Annotated in this window: 12 protein-coding genes; 3 read left to right on the top strand and 9 right to left on the bottom strand. The window is 37.0% G+C overall.

The features are described 5' to 3' along the window. Positions 1-41 precede the first annotated feature (41 nt). Positions 42-1151, top strand: coding sequence for a M23 family metallopeptidase (locus PL8927_RS25455; RefSeq protein ID WP_083626465.1), 1110 nt, complete (start codon positions 42-44; stop codon positions 1149-1151). Between the two features lie 218 nt (positions 1152-1369). Here PL8927_RS25455 and PL8927_RS25450 read toward each other — a convergent pair whose 3' ends face one another. The 8 genes from PL8927_RS25450 to PL8927_RS25415 form a co-directional block, all read right to left on the bottom strand. Continuing rightward, entirely contained in the window at positions 1370-2998 is a 1629-nt protein-coding gene (locus PL8927_RS25450; RefSeq protein ID WP_083626463.1) for a YcjF family protein, read from the bottom strand. Between the two features lie 118 nt (positions 2999-3116). Beyond that, positions 3117-4133, bottom strand: coding sequence for a GUN4 domain-containing protein (locus tag PL8927_RS25445; RefSeq protein ID WP_197047553.1), 1017 nt, complete (start codon positions 4131-4133; stop codon positions 3117-3119). 944 nt (positions 4134-5077) lie between these two features. After that, entirely contained in the window at positions 5078-7402 is a 2325-nt protein-coding gene (locus tag PL8927_RS25440) for a dynamin family protein (protein ID WP_083626457.1), read from the bottom strand. 11 nt (positions 7403-7413) lie between these two features. After that, entirely contained in the window at positions 7414-8235 is an 822-nt protein-coding gene (locus tag PL8927_RS25435) for a hypothetical protein (RefSeq protein ID WP_083626454.1), read from the bottom strand. A gap of 6 nt (positions 8236-8241) precedes the next feature. Continuing rightward, positions 8242-10614, bottom strand: a complete 2373-nt coding sequence (locus PL8927_RS25430) for a dynamin family protein (protein WP_083626452.1) — start codon at positions 10612-10614, stop codon at positions 8242-8244. 285 nt (positions 10615-10899) lie between these two features. After that, positions 10900-11481 (bottom strand): DUF1802 family protein, encoded by a 582-nt coding sequence (locus PL8927_RS25425; protein WP_083626450.1) that lies wholly within the window; start codon positions 11479-11481, stop codon positions 10900-10902. A 14-nt stretch (positions 11482-11495) separates the two neighbouring features. After that, entirely contained in the window at positions 11496-11786 is a 291-nt protein-coding gene (locus PL8927_RS25420) for a DUF7734 family protein (RefSeq protein WP_083626448.1), read from the bottom strand. Positions 11787-11876: 90 nt separating this feature from the next. Then, positions 11877-14483, bottom strand: a complete 2607-nt coding sequence (locus PL8927_RS25415) for an ATP-binding response regulator (protein WP_083626446.1) — start codon at positions 14481-14483, stop codon at positions 11877-11879. A 273-nt stretch (positions 14484-14756) separates the two neighbouring features. On the opposite strand from PL8927_RS25415, the gene PL8927_RS25410 reads away from it, so the two are divergent. Both PL8927_RS25410 and PL8927_RS25405 read left to right on the top strand, forming a co-directional pair. Then, complete coding sequence (locus tag PL8927_RS25410) at positions 14757-15266, top strand: hypothetical protein (protein ID WP_083626444.1); 510 nt, start codon at positions 14757-14759, stop codon at positions 15264-15266. A 119-nt stretch (positions 15267-15385) separates the two neighbouring features. After that, on the top strand, positions 15386-15997 hold the full coding sequence (locus PL8927_RS25405) for a hypothetical protein (protein WP_083626442.1): 612 nt from the start codon (positions 15386-15388) through the stop codon (positions 15995-15997). Positions 15998-16054: 57 nt separating this feature from the next. Here the strand turns inward: PL8927_RS25405 and PL8927_RS25400 are convergent, their stop codons facing one another. Continuing rightward, a complete protein-coding gene (locus PL8927_RS25400; protein WP_083626440.1) occupies positions 16055-17020 on the bottom strand; it encodes a GGDEF domain-containing response regulator in 966 nt (321 codons plus the stop codon). Positions 17021-17027 lie beyond the last annotated feature (7 nt).

Genomic DNA, 17027 nt, shown 5'->3' with positions numbered 1-17027 from the left:
CTGGAAAGACAGCCCTAAAGGGCTGACTACGGGGCTAAATAATGAGGATATCAAGCGCTAAAAAATACGGGGTCGCATTTTTCCTGACTTTGGGGTTAATGGTATTAGTCAGTTGTTGGAGTCCTGAAGTTACTCAAACGGCTGAGTCTTCTCTGCAAAAAGCTCAGACGATGGCTGAAGGGATGACCCAACAATTGATTACCCAAACCCCCCAAACTCCGCGTTTTGCTCAACCTATTGATTGTCAATTGGGTCAAGATTGCTTTATTTTGTTATACCCGGATCGAGATCCTAGTCCTAATGCCGTTGATTTTGGCTGTGGACGGCAAACCTATGATGGTCATAAAGGGACGGATTTTGCCATACCGGACGAACAAGCAATGGCTAGAGGAGTTCCAGTGGTGGCGTCGGCGGCGGGAAAGGTGTTGCGAGTCCGGGATGGGGTGGTTGATAAACGCATTGCACAGGAAGCGGATAAAACGGCCGTGGAAGGTACAGAATGTGGCAATGGTATTGTTATTGATCATAGTTCTATTCCCAATGGTGCCGGATGGGAAACTCAATATTGTCATTTGCGACGGGGAAGTATTCAGGTTAAACCTGGGGATAGTGTTGAGAAAGGGACGGTTTTGGGATCAGTTGGCGCCTCTGGGTTAGCATCCTTTCCCCATGTTCATCTCACCATTCGTTATAACGGAGAAGTGATTGATCCCTTTGTGGGGCCAGGAGCAAAGGCCGGATGTAACGTGACTCGTAACCCAATTTGGGAACAATCCTTGGCCTATATTCCCACGGGGTTAATTCGGGCAGGATTTTCGGCTCAACCCCCCACAATGGATGAATTATGGCAAGGTAAATTTAATGAAACTATTCTACCTCAAAATAGTCCCGCCTTGTTATTTTGGGTACAGGTTTATGGGGTATTAACGGGAGATAAAATGATTTTTAATCTCTATAATCCCCAAGGTCAAAAAGTTGTTAATAATGAAAGTTTTGTGAATGAGTCTAGTAAAACATGGATCGGTTATATTGGTAAAAAAAATAATCCTCAACAACCCTTATCCTCTGGAAATTGGAACGCCGAATATCAATTAATTCGAGGCGATCGCACTTTAGTTAAAACCAAAAAACAACTCCAACTCCAACAGTAGGGTGCGTAAGAGCTTCTCGCACGCACCATCTTGATAATTACTAAGCTAGTCTCTACCGGGGGAATGTGTATAGCACTACGCATTACAGTTAGGACATTTCTAAATCCTGAAACCCTTTCACTTCTTACTGTTCCCTGTTCCCTGTTCCCTGTTCCCTGTTCCCTCTTCAAGTAGCGCTATAGCAAACATTAAAGCATGGAATATTAATTGTTGATTTTTCATGATTCCCAATCACTCCGATCAACAGTATCCTGATCTTCCCAATCATCCAAATAACGCTTTAATAACGGTTTAATATCAGCTTCAATTGGTAATTCTTCCTCCTCCAATTCAGTAGAATTAAAATTAAGCGGTTCAATAATTTTAGCAAAGGCATCTTGAACAAATTGTTTCACAAATTCATCCCGGCGAGTTAACTGAAATTGTCGCTGGACAACTTCCGTCATTCCTCCATCTCCCCAATCTTGATCATGGCGGAAATATTCAATAAAACTTTTACCCGCAATTCGTGTTAAATAAGCCGCACTTACCGCTTGAATCGCACGTCCAACTACCAAAGTCGCAATATTTAATTGTAACGCCGTTGAGACTAACTGAATCACCCCTTTAACTACTCCTAAACTCCCTAAAGTTTTAGCTAAGGATAATGCTAATTCTCGACCCCGATCTGCATTCAATTCACACCCATATATTTTACCAATTTCGATTACCATTTGGGTATTAACAGCCGCCGTTGCAATTAAATCAATTACAGGTAAAGGAGTGACAGCAATTACACCCGCACCTATCCATTGAAACCGTTCAACAATTTTTTCTGCTTCCCGTTTTCTTTGGGTATCAATTAATCGTCGTGCTTCTTCTCCTAAACGTTGGGATTGTAGTAAAATATTATCAGCAATTAATTCTTCTCCTTCGGCTCTTAAAATTGTTGCCATTCGTCGAATTAAAGGCATAATATCCGGTTCTGGTTGGATAATTTCTCCTGTTTCTAATCGAATTGATTGCGGATTTGCAGCTACAGAAATCACATCACTGGGATCTAAAAAAGTTTTGACTCGATCTCGAAGTTTAGCTAGAATCATCGTTTGATCGGCTTCTGTATATAAATCCGTTTTATTTAAAATAATTAGCGATCGCTTGCCAATTTCTACTAAAGCTTGTAAGGAGTAATATTCCGATTGTCTTAAATCATTATCCACAACAAATATTAATAAATTAGCATCGGTTGCTAAAGAACGGGCTAATGTTCCCCGTTCAGATCCCCCCATCCCCGCTTCTAAAATTCCAGGGGTATCTGTAATTAAAATTTCCCGTTCAATTCCCTGTAATTGTAAATGATAGGTTTCTCCTATTTCTGTCGTTCCCATCGGTGCATTCACTTTCCCTACCATTCGACCCATTAAAGCATTAACTAAAGAGGTTTTTCCCGCCGAACCTGTGCCAAATATAACCACTTGAATATTACCTTTGGCTAATTCAGAAGCGATATCTTGAGAACGACTTAATAACGCTTTTTTAGCCACTTCATCTTGAATTTGAGTAACTTGTTGTCTTAAAGATTTGATCGATTCTTCAGCCGCTTCTGTTTTGTTGATGGGGATTTTTAAAGGTCGCCGTTTTTGACGAGATTTTCCTGAATTCTGGAAGAATCGAGTATAATAAAAAAACGCAAAAATTGCTAATCCTAATAATATAATTAACAATAAAAGCAGCAAATTTGCTAAAATAGGATTAGCTGACCAAATCACCTGAGTATAAAGAGCCGATAGGGAACTAATCAGCCAAATTGTTAACCCTAAAATTAGGCAAATCCCAAAAATTAATAGTAAATAGCGGGAGATAGGCATAGTGCGATCGCTCCAACCTCAAATGAGCCAATTTTGTTGATCTATTTCTATAGTAACTAACTCAGGAGATGAATTCATCCCTCCGAAGTCGTCTATCTTCTTAAGCTCTCATATTAACCTACAGTTTGCAAGTATCAACCCGTGCAAAAAATAAAGTTCTGGCTTGGATTTCTTGAGAAGATAAGGGGAGATTGTTTGGAGAAACAAGCTGATAATTAGATTTCATTTTCATGCCTTTTGCAAGTTGATTCAGACGGGGAAGATGACCTTCCGGTGCTTCCAGAGAAAAAGTCATTTCATCGTAGGTTTTCCATTTTTCCTTTCCATTTTTACTCGATTCAATCCATCGTACTAAGTCAGCAAAATGAATATAAGCATTGGGATCATATCGAGTTAAAGCATCATCTTCTATTTGATTTTCTGTTTCCAGAAAAATTCGTTTTTGAACGCTAAACCCAAACAAGCCACCTGAGTATTTTTTCCATAATTGATCAATCGTTCTTAAGTAGGGACAAGACATTTTTTTAATCGCATCTTCATTGAGATAGCCAACGCTTTCTCGATTCGTGATTTTAAGTAAAACTTGATTCGTTTTTTGATCAGCATCTTTCCATTTTTTTTGTTCTAGGAGCTTTTCTAATTCTTGAATATATTTGGGTTTTCTCACACAATTTTGTTCTTCATTCAGTAAATTAATTTCAATCAAGGCTAATTCATTTTCAGGATTGACAACTTCAATATATCCAAATCCATCACTAATAATTTTGCTAATCCGTTGTTTAAACAAATTAAATTCTGTATTCTGATCAGAATTCTGTTTGCCAATCACCTCAACAGAAGGCAAAATTTTTACCCGATCTCCTTCTAAAATAGCAGCTTCACAAATAGAGTTTGGGAGAACAGAAATATTCAATGTATTGGGATTTACACTGATATTCAACTTTTCAATATATCCTCGATATTGTCTATTCTGCTCCAGAGAATCTGTAGAAAATCCCAATAATTCTTGATAAAATTTTAGGATATTTTGGTCAGTATTCAGATAGCTTAAGAAATCCATCTGAGTCAGAGTTCCATAAACAGTAATGAGAGATCCAGTAAAAAATCCGATAATAAAAGTAGGAAATTGATCCATCATTTTCCCAATCCATGTATCGTTTCTGGAGGGTGATCTAGAATTTTTCATGTTAATAGGGGTAGATGCGATACAATTAACATCAGGAACAAAAGTCAAACAAGTTAAATCAGAAATTAATTCAAAAACAAGGATGTTAAAGCGATGAAATTTGGGTAGAATTCCAGAATTCTAAAATTTTTAAGAAAATCAAACCTCAAAGAGATGATTTTTCAATAAATTTAGAGTCTGCTTTCCTGATGCAATAGTTTTAGATGAGTTTGCAATTTAAAAAATTGTTCTCTTATACTTGTTTGACTGGATAAAGTTCCATTTTCCTGAATCGTCTCACCTCCTCACGTCAAATTAGATTTAGGACTGCAACTAAGATAGCATTGAAAAACCGACAATGCTAGGGGTCAATTCTAGCAGAACAGTTTAGGTACAATAAACCATTTTATGGGTTTACTATCGTATAAATTCTACGGTTTAGAGTTATTAAAACTACAATCGTTGATCAATCTATTTTATTCTTCAAGAGTTTGAATAATCTGAAACAACCATAATGATTATTATCAACCCTGATCCGATTTTTTATCAGAATCGCTAACTTGTGGTATGTTTTTATACAGTCAGTCACAAGTTAAATTTGAAAGTATATTAACTCAAGTCAAAATTCCCCTCGTAGTAAGCCCTTCAGGGCTATCTCCCGTCATAATTTTTCCCGCACCTAAGCAGTGCGCGATCGCGTGAGATACACCCCAAAAACCAGGTTTCTTTAACAATACCCTCGCTCATATTGTCGTGTCGATCTTTAAGAGAGTTTCTGTACTCGCAACCACAAAGAAACAAAGACACAAAGAAAGAAGGATGATTAAGGTAAGGGGATATGAGTTGTGGCGAAGGTATTGAATTTAATCATCCTGAATTCCCCATACCTTAAACCCGATATCATGTATTAATGATTATACCTCTAGTGAAGGATTTCTTTTTAAGGCAATCGATAATTGTCTTAATCGTTCACTAACTTCTAAATTTGATTCTTGTGACTTTAAGTTATCAGGAATTTCAGCAAATAGCAGTGAATTTTCTTGCCTCCATTCATTGATAGCAACCCCATTCCAAGTGCCTTTTTTATCTCTAAAACTATCAATTAAACCTTTTAATTCTTGAATACAGTAGGACTCAAAACCTGCTGCATCAAAAATTGCATAGCGTAAATATTCCTCAAGCGCATTAATATCATGTTTCACCTCAACAACTACCGCTTCAGCTTCTTCTTTTTCTTGTGGAAATTCTAGCTCATTAGAAACATCTACAACTATTTGTGTTACTACCTCTGTGATTTGCGTTGCTACTTCTTTAACTCCTAATACTTGTTGCCGAAGTTCAGGATTAAATAGCAAATCAGAACCATGTTTTGCATATTTTTTAAGGACTTTAAATGCAATTTCTTCACCCGTATAGTAGTTATCAATAATTTCAATATCTACTCCTAAACTTTTGATAATTTTATGGCGAATATCACTCTTAAGAGGGCCACGAATCAGTGCTTCTGCAACAGGACGAGCAAAACGTAAAAATAAAACACTTAAGCTATTCTCTAGTTTTTCTAAAAAATATTCCTCTGAATTTTGAATGAGTCTGGATTTTACTTGATTACTTCCCCATAATAGATGGGTCATGTATTCAACTAATTCTAAGGCTTCATCTTTAAGTTCTACAGCAAGTTGATGAGCAATTGAAGAAAGAAGTTTGGTAATATCACTATACAAATCCTCACGCCAAGCAAAATTAGCTTTCATTTGAGCAAAGACTGGAAAAGCATTAGCCAGAAAAATCGTATCTTTCTTTTTAAATGTTTCTTCTCGAAGTTTTTTCATTTCGACATCAACGATTTGTAAATATCGCTGTCTAAACTTTTCTATTTGAGCCAATGATTTAGAGTCGGAACTTTCAAAAGATTCATTAGCAATAGAATCTTGATAGTATTTTTGTAAATCAGCTTTAATAGTTTCCCATTTTTGATCCCACCACTCTGTAAATAAGACTAGCTGATTATTTTCTTCAAAAAGCTTTGCTTCTTCAGGATTTTCAGGATAATTTTTACTAACTATCCGATAAATTTCTTCAGAACTGCTCATAATTTTATTGATAGAAGCTTCGCATCTTTTCGTTAAAATATCAACCCGTTCTGTGTTAATATAGTTAAATATTTTATCTTTAATAACTGGAATACCCGTTTCTTTTGTCTGAAGAGTTTCTTCATCAGTAATTCCAGTTAATTTCTGCAATTTAGCTTTAATATCACTAGCATCCCCAATCTCTAACTTAGTCTGTTCTCCTGCTAAATTATTCAAGCTTAGGTAAGCTCCGGCTGAACCTGAGACAATACGCTCAGGGGGAAGCTTGGCGCGTCTTAACCAATCTTGGGATGCTTCTTCAATATGGGTTTTTAACGCCTCTGGACTTGCCAATGAATCAATCCGACTTAAAAATACAAAAAGCTTATCAGCAACGGTAACGTTTTTATCACCAAGTTCCGTAAATTTTATTATTTCTAGCTCTTTTTCTCGAAGGCTAGTAAAACGTTGTACCAATATTACAGCATCACAATCAGATAGCATTGCTTGGGCTTCATCAACGTGCTTTGCTAAACCTGAATCTAAACCGGGAACATCATAAAAAACAATCCCTTCTGCTTGGGCGAGTTTGTTAGTATAAAGTCTAGCTTCTAAAACAGCATGAGCATACTTTTCATCTGCTACATATTTCTTCAGTGGCTCTCTAATATCTTCCAATCTCGTGAATGGAAAAACACGCTTAGGTTCGCTTCTGACCTGTTGCAAAGTTATCTCGTTTGCTTTTATAGTTTTTAGGTCTTCTTTCGCTCCTATTTTTTCAAGTTCCTTGAGTAAATTGATAAACTCTTCTTCGGTTCTTGCTTGAACTTCTAAACTTTGTTCAGACTCATTTTCAACGGAATAAATTTGAGTCGTTGTAAAGGTACATCTACCTGCTTTTGCAGGAAGTAAATCACATTCTAACCAAGCATTAATAAAGGTGCTTTTTCCAGCTTTTTCTAGTCCCACAACAGCAATACGAAACTCACGTTTTTTGAGTCTTTCAAGTTGGCGACGAGTTGGTTCTTCTTCTTCTAAAAGTATGTCTTTTAATCGAGTCGGAACTTGTGCCTGGGGTAAATTAGCTAAATTTACCGCGTGTCGTTGCACGTTTAGAGCGTCAGTAAGACGTGCTTCATAGTAAGAAGATTTTGTTTTCCAATCCATTTTTAGACTCCTTAAATATGGTTAAAGTGTTCTAATCCAGACAGATTTTTTAGACAATTATACCGTTGAATAATTCGTTGTCCATCAGAGGGTAAGTCTCTTTTGAGGATGTAAGGAACTTGTTTTCCTATTAGATTTTGGCCTTTATCAATGTGAATTCGGATATAAACTTCTTGGTTGCTATCATTTGTTATTTCTTCTCTTGTTATTTCTAAATGCTCCTCTATTGATGCAACATCTTCAAGTCCTATACATAAAAAATGTGAGGAATAATCTATGAGCATTTTGACATCATAGCAGCTTAGGCGGTTATCTTCCAAAGCATTTGGATGCTTATTCTTTAAATCAATAAATACAGAGGCTTGAACAACAAGACATAAAGCAGCAGTAATTGGTGGAAGCTCTTGTGAAGACGGAGAATTAGGTGGCAGCTTTGTTGTATTACCTGTTAGCTTTTGTTTACGTTTATTTATGTATTGGATACAGACAGGGACTCCAACAAGGAAGCAGGCTATAATCACAATCCAAGCAATTTTTCCTAAGTTAGGATTCATAAAAACACGGAATTTTTCTTTCAACCAATTATCGTGTGATGATTGTAAGGGTATAGCATTCGGTTTGTCTATTAAATAAACAACCACATTTTCATCATCATCTAAAGAAGCATTGTCTTTTATATCAAGATCATTACATATTTCCGATGCCTCTGATTCTCTTGCCTCAAGTAAGATATGTATTACTTTGTATAAAACGCCATTTTTCTGATCTTTGATCTGAGGATACACTAGATCAAAAACCTTTTGATACCGTGTTTCTAACTTATTATTTGCCACTTTAATTTAATCCTCCTTTCTCAATAGTTTTCCTAAAATAGTAAATTCCTCTGCTAATCCTTGGGCTTTGCGTTCCATCGGTTGCCAAACGTTTTTTTGCTTTTCATAATCTAAAGTAATTTCTTGGTGAGCTTTATCTAGTCTAGTCTGATAACGGTCAAAAATATCATTTTGAATTTTCTTGACATCTTTGTTGAGATAATCAATTTGTTCGAGCAACCAACTGATCATTTCTTTAATGATCTCTGGTTCAGCTAGTTGTAGCTGATCATTCCAGTTTTTAAGAAGCTGTTCAGTGCTGGGAATTGTAGCATTATCACTAGAGCGTGTTTCGGATTTTGGGATCAACCACAACCAGTGCAAAAAACTTCTAGTTTCTTCCTTCCAAGTTTCTTTTTTAATTGAAAACCCAGATTCAAAGTTTAACCTAAATAAAAGTTCTCTTTTAACTTGGTTTAGCTGAGACTCAGGAAACCTGATTATTATGTTGGGTGCAATATCATTAACACCTTTTTCTAAATGGGATAAATGGCAATTCAAAAGCTCAACAACTGCCTCATAAATTCTCTCTATTTCTTGACTAGAAATTTTGTTTAATACATCCTCCATAACATGATTAAGATGGATAGATAATTCATTTAACTCTTGATTGAGTTGGGAAAGTTTCTTTTTATCATCATCTGTTTTAGCTTGTATTGTTTCACCATTTTTAGCAATAGAAGCTGTATATTTTAAACCTATTAGCCGTTTCAAGTTATTTTCTAGGGGCTTGATATGGGAAAAGCTTGCTCTTTTTAGGTTAGGATTGTCTAAGTTTACTCTTCCACTATCTAAAGACGTTCCTACTGCTTCTAAAACTTGGTTTATCCCTTTTTTTAATTCTTGCCGCCATCCAAAAAGAGGCCTTAATTTATTTCCTAATTCATTATAGGGTTTTTTTTCATTAATTTTTGAAATGGTGATTTGAAGTTGGTACAAAGCATCATTTTTTGATTGACCTGCAAAAATTTTTTTGATTTCCGTATCTATCTCTTCAAATGGCTTTCTCAGATTTTTATCGTTCTCTTCCAGAAATTGCTCAATCGCTAACCTAATATATAATATATTTTCACATTCCTGTTTGTATTCTTTTTCCGAACTATTAAGAATAGCTGTTGTTGTTTGGGTAGCCCACTCTGCTACAGCATTTCCAGCAGCTACATTAAACTGTTCTATAGCTTGCGGTATTACTAACTGGGGAAAGTGTTGAGTAATATGTTCCTTTAAGTTCTGTTGAAACTCCTCTGCATAAGATTTTTGCCATAATGCTTCAGAAACTCTGATTCGATCATGCCTAGACCATTTTTGTACATTACCGGGCAAGTCATCTAATACATCTTCAATTAATCTGGGAAAATTCTTGGCTATTCTACACGCTTCAGCACTGAAAACATCATCATTATTTTGGATCTGAAGGGCTAGTAAAGCAGGCCATGTACTTAGTTTGACAACCTGTAAATTCTCAATATATTGTGTATATTCTGTTAAGTGATCAGTCAACTCATTTTTAATACTGTAGATAGTATTTTTAATAAAGCGATTTTCTGTTTCTGGCCATTCTTTATCGGCTCGAAAAACATCAATACGATTCAAAATAAACAACATCCGCGCAGGGGAACCTCCTAAATCTTTTACCTGCTGTACAACTTCTTGCAGTAAGCTTTTTACTTTCTGTGCATCGGTTTCTGCACTATTGTATGTTACTATGCACAATGCCTCTCGGCACTGTTTAATAACTTTGGCGTTCTCTTGATCACCCACATAAGACAAACCGGGTAAATCCAGAATTTTAACTCTTGTTCCTTGTGGTAGTTGTAGTTGAGATTCTTTTAAAAGCCGAAAAGGGTAAAAAATTGTAGATTGTGGACAAGCTAAATTCGGTTGTTTTTCTCTATTATCAATATAACTGATCATCACTTGATATAAGCGCTGATAAATTTGATCTTCAGTAATCCCTTTCCATTCTCCACATTCCCACAATGCGCCCGGTGTTTCATGGATAATTAAAGACTTTTCTGGGTTATATTCAATAGTAACGGCTCCTGCACTCATTTCACTGACGGCTACGGGAACAATTTCTGCACCACATAACAAATTTACCAAAGTGCTTTTACCGCTACTGGTGGTTCCTGTTGTTGCCAGAGTCAAAGTCGGATAACGAAGTTTATTAATTAAATTATTTAAAGCTTCCTCTAATTTAATAGAGAGTTCTTGCATTTCTGGCTGATATGAATCTGGTAAATGTTCAGAAATTTCTGTAGCAAAATTATTCCAGTATTTACCAAGCTGTTGAGCTTTGAATTCTACTTCATCAAAAATTTTGTCTAATTGTTTACTCATGTATGCAATCCTGCTGGTGATAGTAAATATGTATTTTAAATCACATATTTGAGCCACAACTCATCGAGGAATCACAGCCCGACTCTTCAATTATAGCTCAAAGTGAGCAGACTATAGCTGTAAGGATAAGATATAACTTTCTTTACAATTGAGCTTGGGACAAAAATCAAGAACACTTTGCATTGCAACCAGGAGTTACAGATTTAATCGTAAGCCCTTCAGAGCCATCTACCGTAGTAAGCCCTTCAGGGCTTTCTTAAGAAGAATAAAGCCCTGAAGGGCTTACTACGAGGATTGAAGAATTTGAGCAATTGTTGATACTTGTTGATCGTAGTCTTCTTGCGTTAACACAGGAATCCTATTTTCTAATGAAATTGGTTCTTGTAACTTAATCCAAGACCGACATCCTCCATAACTAGGATGATAAGGAATGTTATAAACTTGAGAGAGTTTATAGGTTCTCAGTAATAAAATATAAAGGGGTTGTTGGGGTTTAAATTGAAGGCGATCGCGCACAAAAATTTCATTCCAAATATGAAAGTTTTTTAAAGAATGGATTAAAGATTCCTGTTGAGAATTATTCCATGATAAAATATCAGTAATTTCAGCAAAACTACTAATTTTAACAGTTTCAGAATGCCAACCGGAAGGAACAGGTTGCACAAGATTAGCATATTCGGGTTTTAATAAACTGGATTGTTGATGTTCAAAGGTCGGATAAAGTAGAATTTTTTCCTGATCAACCTTAAATTTTCCCCCTTGTTCTCGAATTCCGCCTTTTCTCAATAACATAATAGTTTCACCCTGTTGTAAGGCTTGAATCGCAATATTCCATTCTTTCAGCGCATGATAAGTTTGAGTTTCCATGATTTTTTTAAATGTCAATTTTCTGTTTCGACCAATAACAATTGCATCATGTCCCAGGTTAATCCCTGTTGAATATAACGGGGTTCGGTGGGATTATAAGGACTGAATAGACGATCAATTTCAATAATTTTAGCGGTATCAGGAAGAACAGGAATATCAGGATCAAAAGCGGTAGGACGCATTAAGGAACTGGAAAATCCTTTAAAAATAGCAATTTCATCAGGTTCTCCATTGATTTCAATTTTAACAATTAAAACTTCTTGAGGATGTTTTATTGTATATTGTTCTAAGCGATGTACAATCATGATCAAAACAGGTAGAAAAGCAATTTTAAAAGGGTATTATAGTTGTTTTCAGCAATTAAGGTATTGGTGGCACGTTTAGGTTGATGTTCCCTAATTGTTGGAATTAAAAGAGGCAAGATAGGAGGGGTTTTTTAAGGGTAATGTAACGGTAAAAGTGGCTCCTTTTCCCTCACCCTCACTTTCAGCTTGAACAGTTCCTTGCTGTAGTGTAACTAACTGTTTAACGATCGCTAATCCTAATCCTAATCCTCCATACTTCCGGGTCATTGAACTATCGACTTGCCGAAAAGATTCAAAAATAGAAGGTAAGGCTTCTTGGGGGATGCCTTGACCCGTATCCGTAACTTGAATACACGCTTGAGTCAGATTCGATTTTAAATCAATTGTAACTTCTCCTCCCTGGGGTGTAAATTTAATCGCATTATCTAAAAGCTGCTCCACAATTTGTTGTAATCGTTCTGGATCTCCAATCACACTATCAACAGATTCATCCACTTGAATTTGTAAGTGAATTCCTTTAGCGATCGCCGCAGGTTCTAGGGTTTTTAAAACCGATTGAATCACCGACTGTAACTTGACTGAACTTAAATTAATCTTGGTTTTACCCTGCAACAAATTAGAAATATCTAACAAGTTTTCAATTAATTTTGTCAAGGCTTTAGCATTGCGTTCCACTGTTTCTAAAGCAATTTCAGAGCGTTCAGGAGTTAAAGAACGGGTACGCAGGAGATATAACCAACCGAGAATCACATTTAAAGGCGTTCTTAATTCATGGGAAACAATTGCTAAAAATTCATTCTTTAATTGATTGGCTTGAGCTAATTCTTCAGTTTGTTGCTGGAGTCCATTTAACGCAATTTGTAATTCTCGTTTTCTTAAGGTTAATTCCTTGGCTAAGGTTTCTAAATCAACGCTTTGAGTCGTTAATTCCTGCTGTAATAAATCTCTAGTTCGTTTGATGATAATCCAATTACTGACCCTAGCTCGTAATTCTTCTACAGAAAAGGGTTTCATCAAATAATCTTGCGCTCCCTCCCGCAACAATTGTACTCGTGATTCATCATCGGTTTTAGCGGTTAACATCACAATGGGAGTAATATTCAATTCTGGATAAGTGCGGATTTTTTTCACCAGTTCATCCCCACTCATTCCCGGCATCATAATATCACTAATAATTAAATCAGGACGAAGGGTGAGTGCTTGCCGCAAACCTTCTTCTCCATTAATCGCAATTGCTGTGTTATATTCTGATACCAAAGTTGTGCAGACAAACTGACTCATCGTGGGATTATCTTCTACCACTAATACTAGAGGTTTTTCCGGTTGGGAAAGTTGGGATAAAGACTCATTAGACATCAAGGTTCGCAGTTCATCTAACCAAGGTTGAATTTTCTTTTCACCCCAAACTGAGGGATGATTGTTGATGCTAGTAGACGTTAAAGATTCAACTTCAAGCTCCTCAGAAATGATTCTTAATGGAAATTCTACCGAAAATAAAGCTCCGGCTTCTGGTGCTGCTTCAACGGTAACAAAACCGCCTTGAAGTTCCACAAATTCTTTAACAATTGCTAATCCTAATCCTGTGCCTCCAAACTGCCGACTTAACCCCGCATCTACTTGACGAAACCGTTCAAAAATTGTCTCCCGGAGTTCAGGAGCAATCCCAATTCCACTATCTTGAACCTTGAGAATTGCCCAAGGAGAATCCATTTTTTCCGATAGAGATAAACAACATTGAATTTTTCCTCCTGTTGGTGTGAATTTGAAAGCATTTGAAAGCAAATTTAATAAAATTCGTTCCATTTTTTCTACATCGATTTCTGCCAGAACTTCCTGTGGCGTATCTACAATAAAATCGATCTGTTGTTCCTGTGCTAGTCCATCAAAATTCGCTGCCATCACCCTAACTAAATGGGCAACATCCACAGAACTATAATGAAGCTGCATCTGACCTTCTGCTAATTTTGAGACATCTAATAAATCGTTGACTTGTTTGAGTAATAAACGGGCATTTCGTTCAATAATTTGGATGTCTTGATGGTGTTTTTGAGAAAGTTCTGCTGATGCTAATAACTGTTCTGTCGGCCCCAAAATTAACGCCAAAGGAGTCCGAAGCTCGTGACTCATATTGGCAAAAAATTGAGTTTTGAGGTGATCTAATTCTTTGAGTTGATCATAAAGAGTTTCTAATTTTTGATTTGCTGCTTGTAAATTTTGATGACGTTGTTCTGACAAATCTGCTGTTTCAATTAAAGCTAACGCTTGGGGAACTAAAGGGGGTAATGCCAAAGCCGTGATCACTGACACCAACGCCGTAATCACTTTGATTACTCCAGCCAACCAATACATCGGATTCCATAGCGTCCATACCTCCATAATATGGGTAATTCCACAAGCAATAATAAAGGCTCCAAATGCTAAGAACATCCAATGAAAGGGAATTTGTTGACGAGATTTATGGACAAAATAAACTAGCGTGGCGGAAATGGAAAGATAAGCCGAAGCAATCAGAATATCAGAACTGACGTGCATCCATACCAGTCCAGGTTTCCATAAAAAACAATGACCATGCGGAATAAAACCAGACCCATTAAATAGAATTTGAAACAGGTCGGGTACAAAACTCCCAATTAGAATGGGAATCGATAGAATAACGATGGTACTTGAAAGAATAGGAGGGGATGAAGTTGTGATCATTATTATCACTTGAGAAACGTTGGGATGAGAATTTAGGGTATCTATATCTTTAGTCTAAACTACCCCAAGGTGAGTTGGTAGATACACTTACCGCTTAAACGCCAGCGAAGAGAAACAATATTATCGATTATTCCTGATATTCCCTGAACCTATTCCTAATTAAATATACTTATTGGATGAGGAGTCGCTGATTTAATCAAAATCAGTAAATCTATACCAGAGAAGTGTAGTTAAAACGTTATTGTAAAAGAAAATAGGATTGAGAAAAAAACAATGACAACCGTTTGGCAGTATGGCAGTAGTAACCCCGATAATGCAACCCATTTGGACACTATTCGCCAGTGGTGGGCATCTTTACAGGGTCAGGAAATTCACTGGCAACAACGTTTACTTTCCGCCGAGGGAGATTTAAGCTATTTAGACTGGGAGCCCCAACGATTTGATGAAACCTTTGTGATCACGACCCCAGAAGTTCGGGGAGCTACGCTCTATTGGTTTAAACCAGAACAGCCTCAAGAACGGAATATTACGCCCCATAAATTAGAACTGGATCTTCACCAAAAACGATTGTATATTTTTCCCCAATCTCAACAGCAAGTTGTGATTCGAGTTCAACGCTATCAACCGCCCTATCAAATGATTGAATTAACTGATCCAGATTTGGCGGTTGGTAAAAATGGGATGATTTTATTACGGGATCATCAACAGTTAATTGAAGTGAAAATTACCCTCAGTTTAGATCGGCTGAACTTATTAAAATCTAAACTCATTTCTCCTGAATAATCCGATCGTGACTGGATTAAACCTCTGATGGGTTCCTTGACATCTCTTGGACAGATGCACTACCATATCCTCTAATCACAAACAAATCTCGTAAATACTGGCAAGTTAGGACGTTTCTGATGTCTAAAATCTACAGTACAGAGGAACTGATCCAGATCTTGAACCAGGAGCGCGAAGCTTGCCTGAAAGGGGAGCGTTTGAATTTAAAGGCGACTCCTGCGGTCGGAAATCCAGTCATTGATTGTTTTTTGAAACCGGAGGGAATTCAAAAGTTTACTGCTTATCAAAATTTTAAAGCAACTATTCACCAATACCAACAAGAACATCAAGTCTCTGGGATTATTGGGCGAGAAATTACCGTCCAGGGAAAAACTTTATATTTTCCCATTGTCGATGAACAATTAATCGCCTTACCCCGTGATTTTGAACAATTAAAAGCGGCAAAAATTCAATTATTAGAATTTTGGGATGATGTCACCGCCGGAATGGATTTATATTTAAGTTTAAATAGCGGGAAAGATTATCGTCAAATTTGCGTTGAAGAAGTAGATGCAATTGTCCAACGCACGGAATGGGCTTGTATTTGGAAATGGGAAAAAGCCAGTTTTTTAGAGATGTTATTACAATTGGGTTGGGGACAACCTGGAGAAGCCGGAGATCGCCGGGGATGGCCGCAGTCGGGAAGCGAAAATATTCATGCTGTCAAACCCGGTCAGCGTCCCATTTGTTGAAGATGGAGCAGGGGAATTGTCCTCGCTCACCAACAGTCAACCGTCAACCGTCAACAGTTAACAACAATTTCTCTGGTATTTTGTATATTTATGTTCATACATTAGTTTATCAGCTTTGGCGATCCATTGTTCCAGTGAACAATTATCATTAACATCGTAGGGTTGTACACCCATACTAATTGAGAGTTTATAGGCTCGATTTGACTGTTGATTAAAGCCATCAATATTAGTTTGTAACCGAGTTTTAAAATCCGTTGAATAGTTTTCTTCACCCGGAACAAATAGAACAAATTCATCGCCACCGAGTCGCGCCACAATATCTGCATCCCGAAAAGTTTGTTTAAGAATTTGGGCGGCATCAACAATAGCTCTGTCTCCCAATTCATGTCCGAGGGTATCATTAATTTTTTTCAAACCATCTAAATCAGCGAACAAAACACAGCAGGAGGTTTGGGTGCGACGAGCAATTTTTAATTGTTGTTCTGCGAGTAAAAAAAAGCCCCGGCGGTTATACAGTCCGGTTAATTCATCGGTTAAAGATAGCTGTCTAACTGCGGCTTCAGCTTTCAAACGTTCCTGAATTTCCTGTTCTAACCTTTGATTTTGTTCAATTAATTGTTGATGTTGGTGTTGAATTAATAATTGGTTTTTAACTCGCACCAAAACTTCCTGTTCTTGAAACGGTTTAGTAATATAATCTACACCCCCCAACTCAAAAGCCCGTACTTTATCTTCCAGACGTTCAAGGGCACTAATAAAAATAACTGGAATGTGAGCCGTTGTTTCAGACGCCTTTAACTGTTGGCAGATTTCATAACCATTCATTTCTGGCATATTAATATCCAGCAAAATCAGATGCGGTGGGTCACGCTGAACCCCTTGAAGTGCCATTCTCCCATTGAGAGATTTGCGGACAATGTAACCTTGAGTCTCTAAAATTTTGGCTAACAATCGCAGATTATCTGGGGTATCATCCACGATCATAATATTCGTTTCAGTCTTACAATTGAGTAGAGTGATCATCGTCTCC

Origin of the sequence: Planktothrix serta PCC 8927, from assembly GCF_900010725.2 — a bacterium.
GTDB lineage: Bacteria > Cyanobacteriota > Cyanobacteriia > Cyanobacteriales > Microcoleaceae > Planktothrix > Planktothrix serta.
Note: the sequence above shows the minus strand (reverse complement) of the source record. Positions and strands in the feature narration are given on the sequence as shown.

What these genes read in the sequence shown, in the direction of transcription:
- PL8927_RS25455 (WP_083626465.1), top strand. Translation starts at nt 42, where the DNA reads ATGAGGATATCAAGCGCTAAAAAATACGGGGTCGCATTTTTCCTGACT.
- PL8927_RS25450 (WP_083626463.1), bottom strand. Translation starts at nt 2,998, where the DNA reads ATGCCTATCTCCCGCTATTTACTATTAATTTTTGGGATTTGCCTAATT.
- PL8927_RS25445 (WP_197047553.1), bottom strand. Translation starts at nt 4,133, where the DNA reads ATGGATCAATTTCCTACTTTTATTATCGGATTTTTTACTGGATCTCTC.
- PL8927_RS25440 (WP_083626457.1), bottom strand. Translation starts at nt 7,402, where the DNA reads ATGGATTGGAAAACAAAATCTTCTTACTATGAAGCACGTCTTACTGAC.
- PL8927_RS25430 (WP_083626452.1), bottom strand. Translation starts at nt 10,614, where the DNA reads ATGAGTAAACAATTAGACAAAATTTTTGATGAAGTAGAATTCAAAGCT.
- PL8927_RS25425 (WP_083626450.1), bottom strand. Translation starts at nt 11,481, where the DNA reads ATGGAAACTCAAACTTATCATGCGCTGAAAGAATGGAATATTGCGATT.
- PL8927_RS25420 (WP_083626448.1), bottom strand. Translation starts at nt 11,786, where the DNA reads ATGATTGTACATCGCTTAGAACAATATACAATAAAACATCCTCAAGAA.
- PL8927_RS25415 (WP_083626446.1), bottom strand. Translation starts at nt 14,483, where the DNA reads ATGATCACAACTTCATCCCCTCCTATTCTTTCAAGTACCATCGTTATT.
- PL8927_RS25410 (WP_083626444.1), top strand. Translation starts at nt 14,757, where the DNA reads ATGACAACCGTTTGGCAGTATGGCAGTAGTAACCCCGATAATGCAACC.
- PL8927_RS25405 (WP_083626442.1), top strand. Translation starts at nt 15,386, where the DNA reads ATGTCTAAAATCTACAGTACAGAGGAACTGATCCAGATCTTGAACCAG.
- PL8927_RS25400 (WP_083626440.1), bottom strand. Translation starts at nt 17,020, where the DNA reads ATGATCACTCTACTCAATTGTAAGACTGAAACGAATATTATGATCGTG.